The organism is Pseudomonas sp. B26(2017) (genome assembly GCF_002113045.1).
GTDB lineage: Bacteria > Pseudomonadota > Gammaproteobacteria > Pseudomonadales > Pseudomonadaceae > Aquipseudomonas.
Genome location: NZ_NEJJ01000014.1, coordinates 13,515 through 37,264, shown reverse-complemented (window position 1 = coordinate 37,264; position 23,750 = coordinate 13,515). Strand labels below are relative to the sequence as shown.

Here is a 23,750-nt window from a genome sequence, read left to right as displayed (position 1 = left end):
TTACGCTCCGTTACGCTCATCAGTTACACGCAATGCCTTGCGCAACTCCGCTTGGGAAAGTTCGAGATCCACCTTCAACTGGCTCGCTTCTTTCTTCGACTGGCCCAGCTCAATTACGAGATTTTCGCATTCAGAGCGCAACGCCTCAAGTTGAGCTTGTTGAGCGAGCCTGTGGACCTCTAGGTCATTATATTGCGCCTCTTTAGCGACCATTTTGGCCTCTAGATCACCATATTGTGCGTCTCTGGCAATCCTATCGGCCTCTTGAGCACTACAGTGCGCCTCAATAGCATATATCTGTTCTTCTTTGCTCTTGGCGAAAGCAGCCCAAGTGTCGCGATCTCCGACAAGCCACTCTTTATCCTTCAGCAGGTCCGCCATCTGTTCGTTCAAACATTGGCGCATTTCACCCATGCGTTGATGCCTGCCGCGTAAAAGCTCAACCCCCTTCAGCGCCACCGTCAACTGCTCTTGCGAGAAACTTTCCTTCGCAGGCGGAATGACTTTTGAGTAGCCATATTCCTCAAAATCCTTGGAATAAAGTTCTTTAATCAGCTCCTCGGATCGCGGGCTGATGAATTCCGGCAGATAGGGGATCATGCTCTCGTTCGCGCGAGCAGTCGTAAACGGACTTACATATGCCTCTGCGAGGTGAGCGCGCAGCGCAGCATCAAGCGCCGCAGTATCTTCTATTTTTGAGACCGCGCTGTAGGGGAAAAGTGCAGGCTGGAGCAAATCGTACTGAGGCGTCCAATGACAATCCTTGAAATCGTCGCGCTCGTGGACGTACAGATATTCGAGAAAACACTCGAAAGCCCCCGCCACATCTGACATGAGTTCAATCGGGTACTCGACGAAATCCTGCCCTTCATAAGGAACAATCTGCAACGGCTCGCGCAGCAGTATTTTCGATTGCCAGGCAGAAAAAATCCGTTTGTAGGGATTTCTCACCAGCGCAAAGCTGAAGTACCCATCGGCCCTTATCTGAGCAAGTCGCTCGGGGGATCTGACGAACAATCCTGGGGCGACGGCGAGCAACGTGTCATGAATGGCCAATTCCGGATCTGTTTCCGAACTGCTTTTCGCTTGCTGAACGGCCTGAACAACACCCTCAAGCTCTGCAAACCACCATTTCACGGAGGTGCACGCCACCTTTGGAGTGGCCACGTAGAACAACTTCCGCTCATCCGAGACGCAGCTATTCCATGAAAAATAGTCCAGCAAGCGCTGGTCATCACTACTCGTCATTACCTTTTTCTCAGCCTCATTGATTTTTATGCAAAGAGAAATCTTGCCGATATTCACGCTATATCGGGGCCCATACCCGGCCTCCTCATACATTCGAACATGCCTGTCCCGAGGCATCTGAACGACTGATTCTCCCTCAGCAGATCAAGTTTTTAGAGCAGTTCAAGCGCCGGTTCATCTACGGAAACATCCATATAACCAAACGACCTCAACCCCTGACCCGACACCACCCTGAACATCGAAGCATCCAGAATCCGATGGCACAGGGTTGGCTCGCTCTCCGACCACACGCCCCCACCGACGAAGTATACGCCGGGGAGCATCACCATCTTGCAGCTGAACGTGACTCTGAACTCGCGTTCAGCGCCTTCACAGTCAAAATATTTCCCTTCATCGGGGAACCGCTGACCGGTAATCACGACGCCCGACACCGTGCGGATATGCATCGCAAAGAAAACCCGCGAAACCGCGTCAGTGAGGTTGCCCCGCATGACGATATCGTATTCACCGCCGGCCTTCAGGACATTGCAACGACGTCCTTCTTTGTCGAACACCTCGAACGCGTCGATTCGAGCACCTTGTTCGGGGTAGACCGTAGTCGACTCAGGCACCATTCCGGCATCGAAGTACTGGTCTTGCGCCGGAGCATCCTGCTCAGCTTCCAGCGGGGTAGTTTCGACAGCAATTTTGTCCGTACCAATTGCGCGGAATTCCTCGACCAATCGAGGCTGCTCTTCGGCTGGTGCGTAGATCAGCTTTTGATAAGCCCGCACCACCTCCATCGGCGATCCGGTACAGACGCGTTCACCGCGCTCCATCAAAATCGCCCGATCACACAGCTCGACAACCTGCGGTCCCGAGTGGGAGACGAACAGAATCGAAGTGCCCTTCGCCTTCAACTCATCGAGCCTGGCGAAACACTTGCGCTGGAAGCGCTCATCACCGACCGCCAGCGCCTCATCGACAATCAGTATGTCCGGGTCGACCATCGCCTGAACGGCAAACGCCAGACGCACGATCATGCCGCTGGAATACGTCTTGACCGGCTGATGGATGAACTCGCCAATGTCGGCAAATGCCGCAATGTCGTCATAGCGCTCATCCACTTCCGCACGACTGAGGCCGAGAATCGCGGCGTTCATGTAGACGTTCTCGTGCCCGGTGAACTCCGGGTTGAATCCGGAGCCGAGTTCAAGCAGTGCGCCAATCCGGCCCAGAGTCTGAACATCACCGACCGTCTGGTTCAACGTGCCGCAGATGACCTGGAGCAATGTCGACTTGCCGCTGCCGTTACGGCCGACAATACCGACAGTCTCGCCTTTCTTGATTTCGAACGAGACGTCCCTGAGTGCCCAGAACTCTCGATAGTATTGTTTGCGCTGACCAGCGACCATCTGCATGAGGCGATCGCGAGGCTTGTCGTAAATGTGATAACACTTGCTGACATTCTGCAGCTTGATCGCGATTTCAGAGGACATCGGCGAACCCCTTTCTAGTCTTCTGGAAGAAGGCAAACCCCAGGTAAGCCACTGCAATCGCTATGCATGCGTAGATGCCGAGCGCCTGCCAATCAGGCTGCTGCCCGAAAAACAGTACGACCCTCACGTTCTCTACGGCCACGGTGAGCGGGTTGAGCAACAGTAGATGCCGATAATCCTCCGGCACCGCCGTCGCAGGATAGAAAATCGGCGCGAGGAACATCAGGCCACTGGTCACCAGACCAATGAAATGCGCGACATCTCGCATGTAAACGCCGATGGCGGCCAACCCCCATGACAGGCCCAGGATGATCAGCACCAGAGGGGCGATGACCAATGGCAGATAAAACAATGTGAGCGGCGGGACGCCAAAAAACACCCCGTAAGCCAGCAACCACACAATCAGACTGACCAACGCATGGAACAAGGAAGAACCGGCAATTACGCACGGCAGGATTTCCAGTGGAAACACGACCTTCTTCACGTAATTCGCGTTTGAAATGATCAAATTGGGCGCGCGCGTGACGCACTCCGCGAACAGGTTGAAAACCATCAGGCCGGCAAACAGAATCAACGCGAACTCGGCTTTCGAATCACCGGCTCCTGCCCAGCGCGAATTGAAAATGAAGCTGAACACAAATGTGTAGATCGCCAGCATCACGATCGGATTGAAGAACGACCAGAGAATGCCCATAAAGGAGCCGCGGTAGCGGCCGATGACTTCGCGCTTGATCAAAGCAACGATCAATGCGCGATTACGCCAGACACTGGAGAACATGACGCCAGGCGCCGCTGAAAATTTCTGCATCAACCTGCGACCTCAAAAAAACTCATTTTCAACCCCTTCTCAAACCATTCATCATCAAACTCCTTTGAAAATGGTCGCTACTGCAAGCCCAAGATTTCCCAAGAGCGTCTGGCGGTAAATACCTGAACGCCATAGCCCGCTGATGCGTCCAGCCACGCCCCGGTTGCGAGCGGACTTGAACCGGCTCAACACCTCGCGATTCTGCTCGGTCAGAAGATGCTCAACCCGCTCAAGGTGGCTGATGTTCTGATCGATCCAGCGCCGCAGACGTCCCTGAAACATCTTGCGGATACGCGTCAGGGCAGCCATGAATCCCGCATTGGCGCCTATCGAATTCGTTTCATGCTGCCGATAGAAAAGATGCGGCACCTGATCAAAGTGAAACTGCCCGCCGGCGCCGGTCACCAACATATAGGCCCACCAGTCATGGGCGACAATGCCCCGAGTCGGCCCAGCCTTCAAAAGCTCATGCGCTGCGCGATTGAACACCATCGTGTTTCCGGCAGCGACATTCTGTACGAGCGCATTGGGGAAGCTGAAGGCGCGGCAATATCCGGGGGTCATTCCCACTTCGACACCGGCCTCATTGACCACCGTCGTCCGGGAGGCGTACAGCGCAGGTACACCAACGGGTACCTGACGCAGCCACTTCAAAGCAGCGCTGAGCTTGTCGGCAGCCCAGACATCATCCTGATCGGACCAGGCATAAAAATCAGCGCTGATGCCTTCCAGACAGGTCACCGACATGAAGTTGTTGGCAAACCCCGCTCGAGGGCCGGAAAGCAATGTCACTTTCTGCTCCCCCATACGCGCCTGAAACGACTTGAGAATCTCCAGCGTCGAGTCGGATGATCCATCATCGGAGACGAACAGACGCCAATGCGCATGTTTCTGCTGTTCGATGGAGGTCAATTGCTCGGAAAGAAATCGCTCACCGTTATAGGAGCACATCAATATCGCGACAGACTCATCCAATTGCGGCACTTCGACTGTATCGACACTCAGGCCGGAGTTCTCGGAATCCGCTGATAAGGGGCTTGACACTGTATGCTCCACTGCAATTAAAACGCCGGTCGGAAGCCTGTGGAATCATATCCAGTGCTTCGGCGGTATCGGCTCCATTCGTTCCCTTCATGAAGCGGACGATTATAGAGAACTTTCATCTCCGGTTGTTGGGCTTCGAGCAGGCGAAGCAAAATCGCAAAACCCGCTCCAGCCTCGATCAGAACTTCCTGCCAACGACAGCAGTCAGCCAGCAGACGAAAAAAAACAGAAACTTGTCACGCGGTCGCCGACGGCACTGCCCGCCCCTGACGGATAACCGCAGCAAATCACGCCGCCGCAGAGGCAGCCAGCTGCTGACGAAGGGATGTTTATCCGCCCCGACAAGCAGCGCGATGGCCTGAACTTGCTTGAACCACCAGCCTTCATGGATGGTGACATAGCGTTGAAACAGTGATGTCAACCCGGTATTGGCGCCTACCTGGTTACTCTCATGCTGCCGATAAAGCATGCTCGGTCGAGAATCGATGAACCATTTGAAGCCATGGCTGCGAGCGAACGCATAGCAATACCAGTCATGCAAACTGACTTGCTGCAGTTGCTCCCAATCCCGAATGACCTGTTGGCGCAGTGACCGGGCAAGCGCGGGGCTCAACACGTAAGTACAGCCAGGCCCCGCCGCCTCAAACAGAAAGTCCCAGGCAACTTGTGGCTGACTCTTGTCGAGCAGGATCGTCTTGCCGTCCGGCCAGAAGGCCGTGACATTGCTCGAGTAGGCATCGACTCCGCGTGAGGCCATGACTTGTGTAGCGCGCAGCAGCTTGTCGGACTCCCAGATGTCATCCTGATCTGCAAACGACACAGCGTCGTAATCGCTCAGATCAACATCTCGAATCAAACGGAAAAAATTGCGCGCCGCACCACCAAAACGCCCGGCGGGAGGCAGGAGAATCACGCGACTGTCGACCTCTGCGAGAGCTTTGCACCAAGCCTCGGTGCCGTCATCGGACAAATCAACGCTGATATGAATAGTGACGTCGACGGACTGCTGACCGAGGATCGAGGCTACCTGCTCCTCGATCCACTGCATGCCATTGTAGGCAGCCAGCAAAACCGCAATCTTGGGATGTTTTACTGGCATGCCATTCCTGCTAGCAGCGATTAAACCCACCGATTGAAAGCGCGAGGCTTTCGAATCAGCGAGAAGGCGAGTCCAGCAGTTTTTGCAGGTACTGACCGTAACCGGTTTTCTTCAAGGCATTTGCCTGAGAACCCAGCTGCTCTGCTGTTATCCAGCCATTGTGGTAAGCAATTTCTTCGAGGCACGCTACTTTCAAGCCTTGACGCTGCTCGATGGTGTGAACGAAGTGACTGGCTTCCAACAAGGAGTCATGGGTACCGGTATCCAGCCACGCGAAACCACGGCCGAGCATTTCGACATTCAGCGACTTCTTATTGAGGTAGGCCCTGTTCACATCAGTGATTTCCAGCTCGCCTCGCTCCGACGGCTTGATATTCTTGGCGATTTCCACGACCTCGTTGTCGTAGAAATACAGACCGGTCACCGCGTAGTTGGATTTCGGCTTCAAAGGCTTTTCTTCGATGCTCAGGGCACGGCCTGTCGCGTCGAACTCGACCACGCCAAAACGCTCCGGATCGGAAACGTGATAACCAAACACAGTAGCGCCACTCTTTTGCTCGTTGGCGGAGCGCAGATTGTCCGAGAAGTGCTGGCCGTAGAAGATATTGTCACCCAGGATCAGGCAGCAAGGGTCCTTGCCGATGAACTCTTCACCGATGATGAACGCTTGTGCAAGTCCATCCGGGCTCGGCTGCTCGGCATAAGTCAGCTCGATACCGTAAAGGCTGCCATCACCCAGCAATTTGCGGAAGTTCGGCAGATCTTCCGGCGTGGAGATAATCAGGATCTCGCGCATGCCGGCAAGCATCAGTACCGAAAGCGGATAGAAAATCATCGGCTTGTCGTAAATCGGCAGCATCTGCTTCGACACGCCGAGGGTTAGCGGATGCAGGCGAGTGCCCGAGCCGCCGGCGAGGATGATGCCTTTACGATTATTGGTGGTCATTTGTTCAGAACTTCCCTAAGCATTCGAGTTACACCACTTTGCCAATCCGGCAAGTGTAGAGAAAAATTGTCGCGCAGCTTTTGTGTATTCAAGCGTGAGTTCAACGGACGACGTGCGGCAGTTGGATAAGCCGCTGCCTCAATGGGTTCAATTGCCTGTACGGCAAGCGATTCGCCATTGGCCTTGGCAAAATCCAGCACATGACAAGCATAGCCGTACCATGACACTTCCCCAGCGGCCGCCAGATGATACAAACCGGACAGCTCCGGGCGCTTGAGCGCTTGCTGCAGTGCCAGTGCGGTTATATCCGCAATCAGATCGGCACCTGTCGGCGCTCCTACCTGATCAACGATGACATTGAGCTTTTCGCGTTCTTTACCCAGACGCAGCATGGTCTTGGCGAAGTTGCCGCCACGAGCGCTGTAAACCCAACTGGTACGAAACAGCAAGTAACGGCAACCGGAGGCCTGGACGGCGCGCTCCCCTGCCAACTTGCTTTCGCCGTAGCGATTCAGCGGCTGCGGCTCGTCGCCTTCCAGCCAAGGTGTTTCACCCTGACCGCCAAAAACGTAATCAGTCGAGTAGTGGACCAACCACGCCCCCACCTCACGAGCCTCGTCAGCCAGCACCTGGAGAGCTTGCGCGTTCACCAGATCAGCCTGCTCTGGCTCGGACTCGGCAGTGTCGACGGCGTTGTAAGCGGCCGCATTGACGATCACGTCAGGCTTGACCTTGCGGATCGTTTCGCGCAGAGACGCCAGATCGGTCAAGTCGCCAGACAAACCGTCAACGCCATGCCGCCCCAGTGCGATCAATTCACCAAGCGGCCGGAGGGAGCGCTGCAGCTCCCACCCCACCTGACCATCCTTTCCTAAAAGAAGGATCTTCATGCCTTGTTCGAACGACCCGCGTAGTTCTGATCGATCCACTGCTGGTAGCTACCGCTCTTCACGTGCTCAACCCACTCAGTGTTATTCAGATACCACTCAACAGTCTTGCGAATACCAGTCTCGAAAGTCTCTTCCGGTGTCCAGCCCAGCTCACGCTGAATCTTGCTCGCATCGATTGCATAACGCACGTCATGACCAGGGCGATCCTGAACATAGGTAATCAGGCTGGCATGCGGACGATGGGCCGAATCAGGGCGCAACTCATCGAGCAACGCGCACAGGGTATGCACCACTTCGATGTTCTGCTTTTCGTTATGACCGCCGATGTTGTAAGTCTCGCCGATGACACCCTCGGTCACGACTTTGTACAGCGCACGAGCGTGATCTTCTACATAGAGCCAGTCGCGAACCTGGTTACCTTTGCCGTAGACCGGCAGCGGCTTGCCTTCCAGCGCATTGAGAATGATCAGCGGGATCAGTTTCTCAGGGAAGTGGCAAGGGCCGTAGTTGTTCGAGCAATTGGTGACCAGCGTCGGCAGACCATAGGTGCGGGCCCAAGCGCGAACCAGGTGATCGGAACTGGCCTTGCTGGCCGAGTAAGGCGAGCTTGGCTGGTAAGGCGTGGTTTCGGTGAACAGGTCTTCCGGGCCTTCGAGATCACCGTAAACTTCGTCAGTGGAAATATGGTGGAAGCGGAAGTTGCTCTTGCGGGTATCGTCCAGCACCGACCAATAGTGGCGCGCGGATTCCAGCAAAGTGTAAGTACCGATGATGTTGGTCTGGATGAACTCGGACGGGCCGGAGATCGAGCGATCAACATGGGACTCAGCGGCAAGATGCATGATTGCATCCGGCTGGTGCTCACGCAGAACACGGTCGACCTGCTCGCGATCACAGATATCAACGCGCTCGAATGCGTAACGCGAGTTTTGGCTGACCTCGGCCAGCGACTCCAGATTGCCGGCGTAAGTCAGTTTATCGACGTTAACGACAGAATCGGTGGTGTTGGAGATGATGTGACGGATGACTGCCGAGCCGATAAACCCGGCGCCGCCGGTTACTAGAATTTTCACGCGGAACCATACCCTTGAGCTGCGAACAGCGCCATCAACGAGCACTGTCTAATCCATGAATGCAGAAGCCACCAAGCATGAGGCTTCCGTCAAAGTCAGTCTGAATCGACGCGCAATAAAGCATTGTCGAACAAGGGCTGCATTTTACAGCTTAACGAACGTTTTACTAATGGATATAAACAGGGAGAGGCGCAATTTCGACAGACGCCCTGCACCTGTCGCTTTCAGACAAGGCGTTTGCGCGCCGCTCTGGAGGAGCGCCCCAAAAACCAACCGAGCACTGGCCCCATCAACATACCAGTCAGCAACGCCAAGACTACGATGAGTGAAATTGGCAACTGTGGCCCGCTGAAACCTAGAAACAATAACGATACCGATTGCTGGTTTTCGAGCACAAAGGCTAGAACCACCAGGATCAGTGAAAAAATAAAAACGCCAAGAAATATGCGCTTAAGGTTACGCATGAGCCCCCCCCCCCCTGAGAGATAGCGACCGTCAAGCCCCCTCCTCCTCTTCTTCATTCACGCGATCGCGCAGCTCTTTGCCTGGCTTGAAATGCGGAACGAATTTTCCATCAAGGCTGACGGACTGACCCGTCTTCGGATTACGACCGACGCGCGGCGCACGATAGTGCAAGGAAAAGCTGCCAAAACCACGGATCTCGATGCGATCGCCGGTGGCCAGGCATTGGGACATTTGTTCAAGCATAGTCTTGATGGCCAGCTCCACATCCTTGGATGAGAGCAGCCCCTGATGGGTGACAATTCGTTCGATCAACTCCGACTTCGTCATATTTTTCCCTTCTTTTTCAAGCAGCTAGATCAGCGCTTGAAAGGTTTTAGCACGCCCTGAAGATTTTGAACAGCCCGGGGCTTGACATATCTTTCCGCTCGCCGAAACGCCCATTTTCAGGGCATCGGATCGCAAGCAGGCCAACGCTCACTCACCGACAAATCACCAGCATTGTTCGAGTTACGTAACCGGCAGGATTAAAGCCAAAGGGAAACTCATCCTCATCCCGGGCATCATCAGATCGCGTAATCACCTTATAACCCGCACCCTTGCACTCCTTGGCTGCGCGCTTCTGACACCTCTCCCAGCCCGACCCCAAACCCGAGCAATCGACTTCGATGCCGCTAACTCCGCGCACCGCATGGGTCTTGGCGCTGGTAGTACACCCTGCCAACACCAACACACCCAACAGAACTATAAACTTGTTCATTCACATCCTTATGCCAGGCGCCTGCCCGACTACTGCGATCTTCAGACTAAGCCTAGACGCGAATAGACGATTGATCCGATTAAAGAAACAGACCGCCGCACAAAGGGAATGGTTTCACCGGGACAACGCACAGCATGACGCCAAATAAATCACAGGCACAAAAAAGGGCGACCGAAGTCGCCCTTTTTTTAATGATCAGACAGAACTCAGTTCTGTTTGGCCATTGCTTGACGCAGCAGTGCCGCCATGGTGGTGTCAGCTGCTTCACCTTCCGGAGCTGCTTTCAGGCTCTGGATGGCTTCTTTCTCTTCAGCATCGTCTTTCGATTTGATCGACAGCTGGATTACGCGGCTCTTACGATCAACGCTGATGATCTTGGCTTCTACTTGCTGGCCTTCTTTCAGAACGTTGCGCGCGTCTTCAACGCGGTCACGGCTGATTTCGGAGGCTTTCAGAGTCGCTTCGATATCGTCGGCCAGAACGATGATGGCGCCTTTGGCGTCAACTTCTTTCACGGTGCCAGTAACGATTGCGCCTTTGTCGTTAACCGAGACGTACTCGGAGAACGGATCGCTTTCCAGTTGCTTGATACCCAGGGAGATACGCTCACGCTCCGGGTCAACCGACAGGATAACGGTGTCCAGCTCGTCGCCCTTCTTGTAACGACGCACGGCTTCTTCGCCGGTTTCGTTCCAGGAGATGTCGGACAGGTGAACCAGACCGTCGATGCCGCCGTCCAGACCAATGAAGATACCGAAATCGGTGATCGACTTGATGGTGCCGGAGATCTTGTCGCCCTTGTTGAACTGGCCAGAGAAGTCTTCCCATGGGTTCGACTTGCACTGCTTGATGCCCAGGGAGATACGACGACGCTCTTCGTCGATATCCAGAACCATGACTTCCACTTCGTCGCCGACTTGTACGACTTTCGAAGGGTGGATGTTCTTGTTGGTCCAGTCCATTTCCGAAACGTGTACCAGACCTTCAACGCCTTCTTCCAGCTCAGCGAAGCAGCCGTAGTCGGTCAGGTTGGTTACGCGAGCGGTAACGCGAGTGCCTTCTGGGTAACGGGCTTTGATAGCAACCCATGGATCTTCGCCCAGTTGCTTCAGGCCCAGGGAAACACGGTTGCGTTCGCGATCGTATTTCAGAACCTTGACGTCAATCTCGTCACCAACGTTGACGATCTCGGAAGGATGCTTGATGCGCTTCCAGGCCATGTCGGTGATGTGCAGCAGGCCGTCCACGCCACCCAGATCGACGAATGCGCCGTAATCGGTGAGGTTTTTGACGATACCTTTGACTTGCTGGCCTTCTTGCAGGGATTCCAGCAGAGCTTCACGCTCGGCGGAGTTCTCGGCTTCCAGGACGCTGCGACGGGAAACGACAACGTTGTTGCGCTTCTGGTCCAGCTTGATGACCTTGAATTCCAGCTCTTTGCCTTCCAGGTGCGTGGTGTCGCGCACTGGACGGACGTCAACCAGGGAACCTGGCAGGAACGCACGGATGCCGTTAACGTCGACAGTGAAGCCGCCTTTAACCTTACCGTTGATAACGCCCTTGACCACTTCCTCAGCTGCGAAGGCTGCTTCCAGAACGATCCAGCATTCAGCGCGCTTGGCTTTTTCACGGGACAGCTTGGTTTCACCGAAACCGTCTTCAACCGAGTCCAGAGCAACGTGAGTTTCGTCACCGACGTTGATGGTCAGTTCGCCAGCTTCGTTGTAGAACTGCTCAAGCGGGATGAGCGCTTCAGACTTCAGGCCCGCATGAACGGTAACCCAGCCATTTCTGTCGTCGATATCAACGATAACGCCGGTGATGATGGAGCCTGTCTGAAGGTTCAGAGTCTTCAGGCTTTCTTCAAAGAGTTCCGCAAAGCTTTCGCTCATTTTAATTCCTGTTGATTAGGGCGAAAAATACGCCCATCTCCACATCCCAGACGATGCGGGTCAGTTTCATGTAAAGGAAGCCACCGCAGGACTATGACTGGTCCCCTGCGGCCTTCCTGGTCACCCGGCGATATCGCGAATGGCAATCTCGCTCATGATGCGTTCAAGCACCTGATCGATGGACAACTCCGTGGAATCCAGCTGTATCGCGTCGGCCGCCGGCTTGAGCGGGGCCACCGCTCGCTGGGTATCACGCTCATCGCGCGCACGGATCTCATCTAGCAGACTCGACAGACTAACACCCTCGACTTTGCCCTTCAACTGCAAATATCGACGGCGCGCCCGCTCCTCGGCACTGGCGGTCAGGAAAATCTTCAAGGGTGCGTTCGGAAAAACCACCGTTCCCATGTCGCGACCATCGGCCACCAGACCAGGCGCTTCCTGGAAAGCGCGCTGGCGCTGCAACAGCGCCTCGCGAACGGCCGGCAACGCCGCCACCTGAGAGGCGCCGGAACCGATGCTTTCAGTGCGGATGACATCGCTGACTTCGTCACCTTCCAGAATGATGCGCTGCAACTGACCGTCGGTCGCGGCGATGAACTGCACATCCAGATGAGCGGCCAGTTTCTTCAGCAGCTCTTCATTGGTCAGGTCGACACCATGATTGCGCGCAGCAAACGCCAGCAGGCGATAAAGCGCGCCGGAATCCAGCAGATTCCAGCCCAGACGCTTGGCCAGAATCCCGGCTACGGTGCCTTTGCCCGAGCCGCTTGGCCCATCGATGGTGATGACCGGTGCAATGTTGTTCACGACTGAGCCTCTTGCGCCACACGAATGCCGACCTGCGCGCACAGCGCCAGGAAGTTCGGGAACGACGTCGCGACGTTGGCGCAATCATGGATGCGGATCGGTGCAGTGGCGCGCAGCGAGGCCACGCTGAAAGCCATCGCGATGCGGTGATCGCCATGACCATGCACTTCGCCGCCGCCGATCTGGCCGCCGTCGATGATGATGCCGTCCGGGGTCGGCTCGCACTTGACGCCCAGCGCCAGCAAACCGTCCGCCATAACCTGGATACGGTCCGACTCCTTGACTCGCAGCTCTTCGGCACCGGTCAGCACGGTGCGCCCTTCGGCACAGGCCGCGGCCACGAACAGCACCGGGAATTCGTCGATGGCCAGAGGAACCAGCGCCTCCGGAATCTCGATACCCTTGAGTTTAGCTGCCCGCACGCGAAGATCCGCTACTGGTTCGCCGCCTACTTCACGCTGGTTTTCCAGGGTGATGTCGGCACCCATCAGGCGCAGGATGTCGATTACGCCAGTACGGGTCGGGTTGATGCCGACGTGTTCGAGCACCAGCTCCGAACCTTCAGCGATCGACGCTGCTACCAGGAAGAACGCCGACGACGAGATATCACCCGGCACTTCGATGTGGGTCGCAGCCAGCTTGCCACCGGACTCGACGGACACAGTCGCGCCGTCAACGCTCACCGGATAGCCAAAGCCGCGCAGCATGCGCTCGGTATGGTCACGAGTCGGAGCCGGCTCGGTCACGGTGGTCTTGCCTTCGGCGTACAGACCCGCCAGCAACAGGCAGGATTTAACCTGGGCACTGGCCATCGGCATGGTGTAGGTCAGGCCTTTGAGCTTGTGACCGCCACGAATGGTCATCGGCGGACGACCGTCGGCAGCGGTTTCGATCACGGCACCCATTTCCCGCAGCGGGTTGGCGACGCGATTCATCGGGCGTTTGGACAGCGACGCGTCACCGGTCAGGGTGCTGTCGAAGTCCTGCGCGGCCAGCAGGCCGGACAGCAGGCGCATCGAAGTACCGGAGTTGCCCAGATAGATCGGGCCCGGCGCCGGTTTCAGGCCATGCAGGCCGACACCGTGGATGGTCACACGGCCGTGATGCGGGCCTTCGATGACCACGCCCATGTCGCGGAACGCCTGCAAGGTCGCCAGGGCGTCTTCACCCTCGAGGAAGCCTTCGACTTCGGTGACGCCTTCAGCCAGCGAACCGAGCATGATCGAACGGTGGGAAATCGATTTGTCACCCGGTACGCGAATCCGACCGGAGAGGCGGCCACCAGGTTGAGCCAGGAAGATCAGATCGTTGGAATTCATAGCGTCCACATAGGCCCTGCGGGCCAGGATTTTACTGAAATGCTCGCGGGCAACCCGGGCGCGCGTGAAGACGCCCAACAATTGGTGCCCATCCCCTGCATCGACCGCGTCGCGCAAGGCGTCGAGGTCGCTGCGAAATGTATCGAGTGTGCGCAGGACAGCCTCGCGGTTGGCGAGAAAGATGTCATGCCACATGACCGGGTCGCTTCCGGCAATTCTTGTGAAATCACGGAAACCGCCCGCAGCGTAACGGAAGATCTCAAGATTTTCATTGCGCTTGGCCAACGAATCGACCAGACCGAAGGCCAGCAAGTGCGGCAGATGACTGGTCGCAGCCAGCACTTCATCGTGACGCTCGACCTGCATGTGCTCGACGTCGGCGCCCAGCTCGCGCCACAAGCGATCAACCACCGCCACGGCAGACGGATCGGTCTGCTCCAGCGGGGTCAAAATCACTTTATGACGGCGGAACAGCTCCGAGTTGGAGGCTTCCACCCCGCTCTGCTCGGAACCGGCAATCGGATGCCCCGGTACAAAACGCGTCGGCATGCCGCCAAACGCTTCGGTCGCCGCGCGCACCACATTGCCCTTGGCGCTGCCGACGTCCGTCAGGATTGCCTGCCCAAGATCCATGCCGGCCAGACGAGCCAGCACTTTTTCCATGGCCAGGATCGGCACCGCCAACTGGATCACGTCCGCGCCCTGGCAAGCGGCCACCAGATCGTCTTCGCAGCGATCCACCACGCCCAACTCGACCGCCAGCTTGCGCGATTGCGGGTCGAGATCAACGCCGACCACTTCGCGGCACACACCGCTTTCACGCAAGCCTTTGGCAAACGAACCACCGATCAACCCCAGACCGACCACCACCAGGCGCCCGATCATAGGTGCAGCAGATTGCAGCGCAGTGACATCACCCACGAGCCAGAACCTTGCGCAGCGCTTCGAGGAAGCGGCTGTTTTCCGCCGGCAGACCGATGGTCACCCGCAGATGGTTCGGCATGCCGTAGTTGGCCACCGGACGCACGATCACGCCTTCGCGCAGCAGACCCTGGAACACCGGAGCCGCCACTTGACCGAGGTCGACGCAGATAAAGTTGCCCTTGGACGGAATCCAGCTCAGACCCAGCTCGCGAAAACCCGCTTCCAGCTGTTGCATGCCGGACTCATTGAGCTGACGGCTCTGCGCCAGATATTCCTCGTCCTTCAGCGCCGCACAGGCCGCGGCCAAGGCCAGGCTGTTGACGTTGAACGGCTGGCGTACACGGTTCAGCACGTCTGCCACTACCGGAGTGGACAGACCATAGCCAACGCGCAGCGCCGCCAGACCGTAGGCCTTGGAGAAGGTGCGCGAGACCAGCAGGTTCGGGTAAGCCGCGAGGAAGTCCAGGCCATCCGGCAGATCGCTGCCTTCGGCATATTCGATGTAGGCTTCGTCCAGTACCACCAGCACATGCTCAGGCACGTCCTGCAGGAACTCATCCAGCGCTTCAGCGCCGAACCAGGTACCGGTCGGGTTGTTCGGGTTGGCGATGAACACGACGCGAGTGTTGGCGTCGATGGCCGCCAGCATGGCCGGCAGGTCATGGCCCCAATCCTTGGCCGGAACGACCTTGGCCTGAGCGCCGACCGCCTGGGTCGCGATCGGGTAGACCGCGAACGCGTGCTCGCTGAACACTGCATTCAGGCCCGGCGCCAGATAGGCACGCGCCACCAGTTCGAGAATGTCGTTGGAGCCATTGCCCAGCGTCACCTGGCTCAGCTCGACGCGACACTGTTCGGCCAGCAGGGATTTGAGTGCGAAGCCGTTGCCGTCCGGGTAGCGGGTCAGCTCGTCCAGCGCTTCGCGGATCGCGGCCAGCGCTTTCGGACTTGCGCCCAACGGGTTTTCGTTGCTTGCCAGTTTGACGATGCTTGCCGGATCCAGATCCAGCTCGCGCGCCAGCTCGTCCACGGGCTTGCCCGGCACGTATGGCGAAAGTTGTTGCACGCCCGGCTGTGCCAGAGCGAGGAAGTTGCCACTCATTGCTACCACCCCTTAAAGAACTGCTTTCGGGTAGGAACCCAGCACCTTGAGTGCTACTGCTTCCTGACTGATCTTTTCCAGTACACCTTTGATCAGCGGATCACGGTGGTGACCGACGAAGTCGATGAAGAACACGTAGGTCCACTTACCGCTGCGCGACGGACGGGTTTCGATCCGGGTCAGGTCGATCCCGTTGTCATGGAACGGCACCAGCAGCTCATGGAGCGCGCCGGGTTTGTTGCTCATCGACACGATGATCGAAGTTTTGTCGTCGCCGGTCGGCGGCACTTCCTGGTTACCGATCATCAGGAAGCGCGTGGAGTTGTCCGGACGATCCTCGATCTTCTCGGCCAGACGCGTCAGGCCGTACAGCCCGGCCGCCATGTCACCGGCGATCGCCGCCGAGTTCCACTCACCCTTGACCCGCTTGGCCGCTTCGGCGTTGCTGGACACCGCCACACGCTCGACATTCGGGTAATGGGCATCCAGCCATTTGCGGCACTGGGCCAGCGACTGGGCGTGGGAATAGATGCGGCTGATGCTGTCGGTCTTGGTGTTTTCACCGACCAGCAGGTGGTGGTGAATCCGCAGCTCGACTTCACCGCAGATCACCATGTCGTGCTCGAGGAAGCTGTCGAGGGTGTGGTTGACCGCGCCTTCGGTGGAGTTCTCCACCGGCACCACGCCGAAATTCACCGCACCAGCCGCCACTTCACGGAACACTTCGTCGATCGCCGCCATCGGCTTGCTGATCACCGCGTGCCCGAAGTGCTTCATGGCCGCCGCCTGGGTGAATGTGCCTTCCGGACCGAGATAAGCGACTTTCAGCGGGTTCTCGAGGGCCAGGCACGAAGACATGATTTCGCGGAACAAGCGCGCCATCTCTTCATTGCCCAGCGGCCCCTTGTTGCGCTCCATCACGCGCTTGAGGACCTGCGCCTCACGTTCGGGACGATAGAACACCGGCTGCTCGCCCTCGGCCAGACTGGCCATCTTGACCCGGGCAACCTCTTCGGCACAGCGCGCGCGATCGCTGATCAACTGGAGGATTTTCTCATCCAGGTTGTCGATGCGAACGCGCAGCGCCTTGAGCTCCTGCTCGGACATCAGGAATGCTCCTTCTCGAATTCAGCCATGTAGCCAACCAGGGCTTCGACGGCGTCCAGCCCCAGGGCGTTGTAGATCGAGGCACGCATGCCGCCGACCGAACGATGGCCCTTGAGGTTGAGCAGGCCACGGGCGTCGGCGCCAGCCAGGAACGCTTTGTCCAGACGTTCGTCAGCCAGACGGAACGGCACGTTCATCCACGAGCGGGCGTTGGTGCTGATCGGGTTGGTATAGAAGTCGCTGTTGTCGATGAAGCCGTACAGGCGATCTTTCTTCGCCTTGTTGCGCTGCTCCATCGCGGCGACGCCGCCCTGCTCCTTCAGCCACTCGAAGACCAGACCCGAGAGGTACCAGGAATAGGTGGCCGGCGTGTTGTACATCGAACCGTTGTCGGCCGAAACCTTGTAGTCGAGCATGGTCGGGCACGAACTGCGGGCACGACCCAGCAGATCCTCACGAACGATCACAACGACGAGACCACTCGGGCCGATGTTCTTCTGTGCGCCGGCATAAATCAGGCCGTACTGCGACACATCGATGGGACGCGAGAGGATGTCAGAGGACATGTCGACCACCAGCGGAACGTCACCAGCCTCGGGAACCCAGTCGAACTGCAGGCCGCCGATGGTTTCGTTCGACGCGTAATGCAGATAGGCCGCACCCGGGGTCAGCTCCCACTCGTTCTGACCAGGGATGGCCAGGTAGTCATAAGGCTTGGCGCTGGCAGCGACGTTGACGTTGCCGAAGCGACGCGCTTCCTCGATGGCTTTCTTCGACCAGATGCCGGTTTCGACATAGTCGGCAGTGCCGTTCTCGGGCAGCAGGTTCAGCGGAATCTCGGCGAACTGCTGGCTCGCACCGCCCTGCAGGAACAGCACTTTGTAATTGGAGGGGATGGACAGCAGGTCGCGCAGGTCTTGTTCCGCCTTCTCGGCAATGGCCACGTAGTCATCACTGCGATGGCTCATTTCCATGACCGACAGACCCTTGCCGTGCCAGTCGAGCATCTCGGACTGGGCACGCAACAGGACAGCTTCAGGCAGCGCAGCGGGACCTGCGCAGAAGTTAAAGGCTCGTTTGCTCACATCCACTCTCGCTATGCAATCACGGTAGCGGACAGAGCAAACACTCTGCCCTGCTACGATTTGGTTAGTCTTGCGACTCTTCTTCGTCTGCGGCGTCCGCCTGCAGGTTATCGACCGCATCGTCCGGTTCGGCGCCGGTCACGCCTTGTTCCAGCTCGACACCTTCTTCACCTTCCAGCTCGTCACCTTCGACTTCCGACGGTTCCTGGACTCGCTCCAGACCGACCAGGGTTTCATCCTTGGCCAGTTTGATCAGGGTCACACCTTGGGTGTTACGACCCAGGCTGGAAACTTCGTCGACACGGGTACGCACCAGCGTGCCCTGGTCGGAAATCAGCATGATCTCCTCGCCGTCGAGCACCTGAACTGCACCGACCAGACGGCCGTTACGCTCGTTGCTGACCATGGCGATCACGCCCTGACCGCCACGCTTGTACTCAGGGAACTCGGTGATCGCGGTGCGCTTGCCATAACCACGCTCGGAAGCGGTGAGGATCTGGCTGCCTTCTTCCGGGATCAGCATCGAAATCAGCTTCTGCCCTTCCGGCAGACGCATGCCGCGCACACCACGAGCGGTACGGCCCATGGCACGAACGTCGGATTCCTTGAAGCGAGTCACCTTGCCGCCGTCGGAGAACAGCATCACTTCACGCGCGCCATCGGTGATGGCCGCGGAAATCAGCACGTCGCCTTCGTCCAGCTCCAGCGCGATCAGACCGACGCTGCGCTGACGGCTGAAGGATTCCAGTGGAGTCTTCTTCACGGTGCCGTTGGCGGTGGCCATGAAGATGTAGTGACCTTCGGTGTATTCCTCGACCGGCAGCATGGTGGTGATGTATTCACCGTCATCCAGCGGCAGCAGGTTGACCAGCGGACGACCACGGGCAGCACGGGATGCTTCCGGGATTTCGTAGGTTTTCAGCCAGTACACCTTGCCCTTGCTGGAGAACAGCAGCAGCGTGGTGTGGCTGTTGGCAACCAGCAGGTGAGCGATGTAGTCCTCATCCTTGACGCCGGTCGCCGATTTGCCTTTACCGCCACGACGCTGGGCCTGATACGCAGCCAGCGGCTGGGTCTTGGCATAACCGCCGTGGGAGATGGTCACGACGCGCTCTTCTTCCGGGATCATGTCGCCCAGGGTCAGGTCGAGACGGGCATCGAGGATTTCGGTGCGGCGCACGTCGCCGTATTCGGCGCGGATCACTTCCAGCTCTTCGCGAATCACTTCCATCAGGCGCGTGGCGCTGTTGAGGATGCGGATCAGCTCGCCGATCTGGTTGAGGATCTCTTGATACTCGGCCAGCAGCTTTTCGTGCTCCAGACCGGTCAGACGGTGCAGACGCAGCTCCAGAATGGCTTGCGCCTGTTCCGGCGACAGGAAGTACTTGCCGTCGCGCAGGCCGTATTGCGGGTCGAGGTTTTCCGGACGGCACGAATCGGCACCGGCGCGCTCGACCATGGTCATCACCGCACTGGATTCCCACGGCGTGCTGACCAGCGCTTCCTTGGCTTCCGACGGGGTCGGCGAGGCCTTGATCAGGGCGATGACCGGGTCGATGTTCGACAGGGCGACGGCCTGACCTTCGAGAATGTGACCACGCTCGCGCGCCTTGCGCAGCTCGAACACCGTGCGGCGGGTAACCACTTCGCGACGGTGACGGACGAAGGCTTCCAGCAGGTCCTTGAGGTTCAGGATCCGTGGGCGGCCGTCGATCAGCGCAACGATGTTGATGCCGAATACCGATTGCAGCTGGGTCTGGGCGTAGAGGTTGTTGAGGATCACCTCAGGCACTTCGCCGCGACGCAGCTCGATCACGACGCGCATACCGTCCTTGTCGGACTCGTCGCGCAGCTCGGTGATGCCTTCGAGTTTCTTCTCTTTTACCAGCTCGGCGATCTTCTCGATCAGACGCGCCTTGTTCAGCTGATAAGGGAGTTCAGTGATGACGATCTGCTGACGGCCACCGACCTTGTCGATGTCTTCAATGATCGAACGGGCGCGCATGTAAATGCGGCCGCGACCCGTGCGGTAGGCTTCAATGATGCCGGCGCGACCGTTGATGATCGCGGCCGTCGGGAAGTCCGGACCGGGGATGTATTGCATTAGCTCATCGACGGTCAGCTCAGGGTTGTCGATGAGGGCCAGGCAACCGTCGATGACTTCACCGAGGTTGTGCGGCGGAATGTTGGTAGCCATGCCCACGGCGATACCGCTGGAACCGTTGACCAGCAGGTTCGGCACACGGGTCGGCATGACTGCGGGGATCAGTTCGGTGCCGTCGTAGTTCGGCACCCAGTCCACGGTTTCCTTGTGCAGGTCGGCCAGCAGCTCGTGCGCCAGCTTGGTCATGCGCACTTCGGTGTATCGCATGGCCGCGGCGTTGTCGCCGTCCACCGAACCGAAGTTGCCTTGGCCGTCGACCAGCAGGTAACGCAGGGAGAAAGGCTGCGCCATGCGGACGATGGTGTCATACACCGCGGTATCACCGTGCGGGTGATACTTACCGATCACGTCACCGACGACACGGGCAGATTTCTTGTACGGCTTGTTGAAGTCGTTGCCCAGCTCGCTCATCGCGAACAGCACGCGACGGTGCACGGGCTTCAAGCCATCGCGCGCATCCGGCAGTGCACGGCCGACGATCACGCTCATCGCGTAGTCGAGATAGGACTGTTTCAGCTCGTCTTCGATATTGACCGGGAGGATTTCTTTGGCCAGTTCGCCCATGAGAAGCCTGATTCCTTTTTCTGGTGAAACTTCGCCATATCCATAGGGGACGCACGAAGCTCGTCGATGCAGGCCGAGTGCCATGCGCCGACTTACGACAAATCGACAAGTTGACCCTGGATTTGCGCAGTGAAGACAACCCCGTGGGACTGCCTCGGAAAACGCCGGATGTTATCACAAGAGCCGCCACGCACCTATCCCCCAGATGCGCATGGAGCATAGTTAGATGACCGATGACAGGCTTAACGGGGACGAGAGAGGCTCAGAGCTTCCCTGAATGCAAATTTGAGGTCAGGTTTGGGGATGTTTATTGACATTTATGGCCTCATCGCTGGCACGTCGAGTCGTCGCACCGCAGCTCCCACAAAATCGGCGGCATGCACAAAACCTGTGGGAGCTGGCTTACCAGCGATAGCGTCCGAACAGACGCCAGAGTCAATCAATGCAGGCGCTTGCGGCACATCAACTGCGCCATTTTCGCGGTATCCGGGCGCTCGACGATGCCTTTCTCGGTAACGATCGCATCGATCAGGTCTGCCGGGGTCACGTCAAAGACCGGGTTGAACGCTTCAACGTCAGCGCCGACGCGCTTGCCGCCAACTTCCAGCAATTCGGCGCCGGCGCGCTCTTCGATCGGGATGTCATCACCGCTGGCCAGATTCATGTCGATGGTCGAACTCGGCGCCACCACCATGAAACGAACGCCATGGTGCATGGCGTTGACTGCCAGTTGATAGGTGCCAATCTTGTTCGCCACGTCGCCGTTGGCAGTGATCCGATCGGCGCCGACGATCACCCAGGTCACGCCTTTGGTTTTCATGATGTGCGCAGCGGCGGAGTCAGCGTTCAGGGTCACCGGAATGCCTTCGTTGGCCAGTTCCCACGCGGTCAGGCGCGAGCCCTGCAGCCACGGCCGGGTTTCGTCGGCGTAGACGCGCTCGACCATACCCTCGATGAATGCTGCGCGAATCACTCCGAGTGCCGTGCCGAAACCGCCGGTGGCCAGGGCGCCGGTGTTGCAGTGCGTCAGAATGGCCTGAGCATTGCCCTGATGCTTGCGAATCAGATCAACGCCGAGCTGAGCCATGGTCAGGTTGGCTTCGCGATCGCTTTCATGGATGGCAATGGCTTCGGCCTCCAGCGTCGCCAGCGGATCGGCGTTTTCTTTCAACCGGTCCAGCCGGTCATGCATGCGGTTCAACGCCCAGAACAGATTCACCGCCGTCGGCCGGGAATCGGCCAGCAGCATGAAATCCTCTTCCAGCGCCGCGTACCAGTCGCCACCTTCGGCAATCCGGGCACGGGCGGCCAGCACGATGCCGTAGGCCGCACTGATGCCGATGGCCGGCGCACCGCGCACTACCATCGAACGAATCGCCTCGGCCACGCCGGCGGCGCTGGTGTAGGCGATCCAGTTTTCCTCGAACGGCAAAACGCGCTGATCCAGCAGGTGGAGCGCGCCATCACGCCAATCGATGGCCTTTACTTTCTCCGCAGCCAATAGTCGATCGCGCATCCCTCACCCCGCACTCATGAACAAAAGCCGCCGATTATAGCGATCCCCCCGCGAAGACGCTCGGGTATACTTCGCCATCCTTTACAAAAGCACTGGAACCGACCCTCGATGCCGAAACCTGCCGTTGCGCTCGACTTATTATTGCTGCCGACCTGGCTGGTACCCGTCGAACCTGCAGGCGTTGTGCTCAAGGAGCATGGCCTGGGCATCCGCGACGGCCGCATCGTGTTTATCGGCCCGCGTGCCGAAGCGCTGAAGTGTAACGCCGCCGAAGTCCGCGAACTGCCGGACGTACTGCTCAGTCCCGGTCTGATCAACGCTCACGGCCACGCCGCGATGACGCTGTTTCGGGGCCTGGCCGACGATCTGCCGCTGATGACCTGGCTGGAAAACCACATCTGGCCGGCCGAGGGCAAATGGGTCGATGAAGATTTTGTGCGTGACGGCACCGATCTGGCCATCGCCGAACAGATAAAAGGTGGCATCACCTGTTTTTCGGACATGTACTTCTTCCCGAAGGTTGCCAGCGAGCGCGTGCACAACAGCGGAATCCGCGCACAGATTGCGATTCCGATCCTCGACTTCCCGATTCCGGGGGCCGCCAGCGCCGATGAAGCCATTCGTCAGGGCGTCGAACTGTTCGGCGACCTCAAGCATCACGAGCGCATCAAAATCACTTTCGGCCCTCATGCACCCTACACGGTTGGCGATGAGAACCTGGAAAAAGTCCGCGTGATCGCCGAAGAGCTGGACGCCTCGATCCACATGCACGTCCACGAAACCGCTTTCGAAGTACAGCAAGCAGTCGAACAGCGCGGCGAACGCCCGCTGGCCCGGCTCGGTCGCCTCGGCCTGCTCGGCCCGCGCTTCCAGGCCGTGCACATGACCCAGATCAGCGATGACGACCTGGCGTTGCTGGTAGAAAGCAACACCAGCGTGATCCACTGCCCGGAGTCGAACCTGAAACTGGCCAGCGGTTTCTGCCCGGTGGAGCGCCTGTGGCAGGCCGGGGTCAACGTCGCGGTCGGCACCGATGGCGCCGCGAGCAACAATGACCTGGACCTGCTGGGCGAAACCCGCACCGCCGCCCTGCTGGCCAAAGCCGTCGCCGGCTCGGCCACCGCGCTGGACGCCCATCGGGCGCTGCGCATGGCCACGCTGAACGGCGCGCGAGCCTTGGGGATCGAAGCCGAGACCGGCTCGCTGGAACTCGGCAAGGCGGCAGACATCGTCGCCTTCGACCTGTCCGGCCTGGCGCAGCAACCGGTCTATGACCCGGTCTCGCAGCTTATTTACGCCACCGGCCGCGACTGCGTGAAACACCTGTGGGTTGCCGGCAAGCAGTTGCTCGACGACCGCCGCCTGACCCGACTGGACGAACAACAGCTCGGCGAAACCGCCCGGGCCTGGGGCCGTCGCATCAGCGGCCACACCGAATCGTAAACACCCCGGGACAAAC

Annotated in this window: 20 protein-coding genes; 1 reads left to right on the top strand and 19 read right to left on the bottom strand. The window is 58.3% G+C overall.

The genetic code is table 11. From position 1 onward, the window contains the following. From CAF79_RS20495 to mtnA, 19 genes are all read right to left on the bottom strand, one after another. A complete protein-coding gene (locus CAF79_RS20495; RefSeq protein ID WP_256579452.1) occupies positions 1 to 1,305 on the bottom strand; it encodes a sulfotransferase family 2 domain-containing protein in 1,305 nt (434 codons plus the stop codon). 95 nt (positions 1,306 to 1,400) lie between these two features. Further along, entirely contained in the window at positions 1,401 to 2,726 is a 1,326-nt protein-coding gene (locus tag CAF79_RS20490) for an ABC transporter ATP-binding protein (RefSeq protein ID WP_085699953.1), read from the bottom strand. Next, positions 2,716 to 3,534 (bottom strand): ABC transporter permease, encoded by an 819-nt coding sequence (locus CAF79_RS20485; RefSeq protein WP_085699951.1) that lies wholly within the window; start codon positions 3,532 to 3,534, stop codon positions 2,716 to 2,718. The genes CAF79_RS20490 and CAF79_RS20485 overlap by 11 nt, the downstream gene beginning before the upstream one ends. A gap of 54 nt (positions 3,535 to 3,588) precedes the next feature. Further along, positions 3,589 to 4,578 (bottom strand): glycosyltransferase family 2 protein, encoded by a 990-nt coding sequence (locus CAF79_RS20480; protein WP_085699949.1) that lies wholly within the window; start codon positions 4,576 to 4,578, stop codon positions 3,589 to 3,591. A gap of 178 nt (positions 4,579 to 4,756) precedes the next feature. Further along, positions 4,757 to 5,677 (bottom strand): glycosyltransferase, encoded by a 921-nt coding sequence (locus CAF79_RS20475; RefSeq protein WP_085699947.1) that lies wholly within the window; start codon positions 5,675 to 5,677, stop codon positions 4,757 to 4,759. Between the two features lie 55 nt (positions 5,678 to 5,732). Beyond that, positions 5,733 to 6,623, bottom strand: coding sequence for a glucose-1-phosphate thymidylyltransferase RfbA (gene rfbA, locus CAF79_RS20470; protein ID WP_085699945.1), 891 nt, complete (start codon positions 6,621 to 6,623; stop codon positions 5,733 to 5,735). Further along, positions 6,620 to 7,513, bottom strand: coding sequence for a dTDP-4-dehydrorhamnose reductase (rfbD, locus tag CAF79_RS20465; RefSeq protein WP_085699943.1), 894 nt, complete (start codon positions 7,511 to 7,513; stop codon positions 6,620 to 6,622). The genes rfbA and rfbD overlap by 4 nt, the downstream gene beginning before the upstream one ends. Then, positions 7,510 to 8,586, bottom strand: a complete 1,077-nt coding sequence (gene rfbB, locus CAF79_RS20460; protein WP_170929759.1) for a dTDP-glucose 4,6-dehydratase — start codon at positions 8,584 to 8,586, stop codon at positions 7,510 to 7,512. The genes rfbD and rfbB overlap by 4 nt, the downstream gene beginning before the upstream one ends. A 224-nt stretch (positions 8,587 to 8,810) precedes the next feature. After that, complete coding sequence (locus CAF79_RS20455; RefSeq protein ID WP_085700153.1) at positions 8,811 to 9,050, bottom strand: lipopolysaccharide assembly protein LapA domain-containing protein; 240 nt, start codon at positions 9,048 to 9,050, stop codon at positions 8,811 to 8,813. A gap of 31 nt (positions 9,051 to 9,081) precedes the next feature. Beyond that, on the bottom strand, positions 9,082 to 9,378 hold the full coding sequence (gene ihfB, locus CAF79_RS20450) for an integration host factor subunit beta (protein WP_007950920.1): 297 nt from the start codon (positions 9,376 to 9,378) through the stop codon (positions 9,082 to 9,084). Positions 9,379 to 9,529: 151 nt separating this feature from the next. Then, positions 9,530 to 9,808: a hypothetical protein gene (locus CAF79_RS20445; protein WP_085699939.1), complete on the bottom strand. Its 279-nt coding sequence runs from the start codon at positions 9,806 to 9,808 to the stop codon at positions 9,530 to 9,532. Between the two features lie 206 nt (positions 9,809 to 10,014). After that, complete coding sequence (rpsA, locus tag CAF79_RS20440; RefSeq protein WP_085699937.1) at positions 10,015 to 11,700, bottom strand: 30S ribosomal protein S1; 1,686 nt, start codon at positions 11,698 to 11,700, stop codon at positions 10,015 to 10,017. A 120-nt stretch (positions 11,701 to 11,820) separates the two neighbouring features. Further along, the gene (gene cmk / locus CAF79_RS20435) at positions 11,821 to 12,510 is read right to left on the bottom strand and encodes a (d)CMP kinase (RefSeq protein WP_085699935.1); all 690 of its coding nucleotides are present in this window, start codon (positions 12,508 to 12,510) and stop codon (positions 11,821 to 11,823) included. Beyond that, positions 12,507 to 14,714 (bottom strand): bifunctional prephenate dehydrogenase/3-phosphoshikimate 1-carboxyvinyltransferase, encoded by a 2,208-nt coding sequence (locus CAF79_RS20430; protein WP_256579459.1) that lies wholly within the window; start codon positions 14,712 to 14,714, stop codon positions 12,507 to 12,509. The genes cmk and CAF79_RS20430 overlap by 4 nt, the downstream gene beginning before the upstream one ends. A gap of 28 nt (positions 14,715 to 14,742) precedes the next feature. Further along, a complete protein-coding gene (gene hisC / locus CAF79_RS20425; protein ID WP_085699931.1) occupies positions 14,743 to 15,855 on the bottom strand; it encodes a histidinol-phosphate transaminase in 1,113 nt (370 codons plus the stop codon). Between the two features lie 12 nt (positions 15,856 to 15,867). After that, positions 15,868 to 16,962 carry a prephenate dehydratase gene (pheA, locus tag CAF79_RS20420; protein WP_007950913.1) on the bottom strand — a complete coding sequence of 365 codons (1,095 nt, stop codon included), beginning with the start codon at positions 16,960 to 16,962 and terminating at the stop codon, positions 15,868 to 15,870. Beyond that, positions 16,962 to 18,047 carry a 3-phosphoserine/phosphohydroxythreonine transaminase gene (serC, locus tag CAF79_RS20415; protein WP_085699929.1) on the bottom strand — a complete coding sequence of 362 codons (1,086 nt, stop codon included), beginning with the start codon at positions 18,045 to 18,047 and terminating at the stop codon, positions 16,962 to 16,964. The genes pheA and serC overlap by 1 nt, the downstream gene beginning before the upstream one ends. A gap of 64 nt (positions 18,048 to 18,111) precedes the next feature. Next, entirely contained in the window at positions 18,112 to 20,775 is a 2,664-nt protein-coding gene (gene gyrA / locus CAF79_RS20410; RefSeq protein ID WP_085699927.1) for a DNA gyrase subunit A, read from the bottom strand. 439 nt (positions 20,776 to 21,214) lie between these two features. Then, positions 21,215 to 22,291: an S-methyl-5-thioribose-1-phosphate isomerase gene (gene mtnA / locus CAF79_RS20405; protein ID WP_085699925.1), complete on the bottom strand. Its 1,077-nt coding sequence runs from the start codon at positions 22,289 to 22,291 to the stop codon at positions 21,215 to 21,217. Positions 22,292 to 22,399: 108 nt separating this feature from the next. Here mtnA and CAF79_RS20400 point away from each other — a divergent pair, with 108 nt between their 5' ends. Beyond that, positions 22,400 to 23,734: a TRZ/ATZ family hydrolase gene (locus CAF79_RS20400; protein ID WP_085699923.1), complete on the top strand. Its 1,335-nt coding sequence runs from the start codon at positions 22,400 to 22,402 to the stop codon at positions 23,732 to 23,734. Positions 23,735 to 23,750 lie beyond the last annotated feature (16 nt).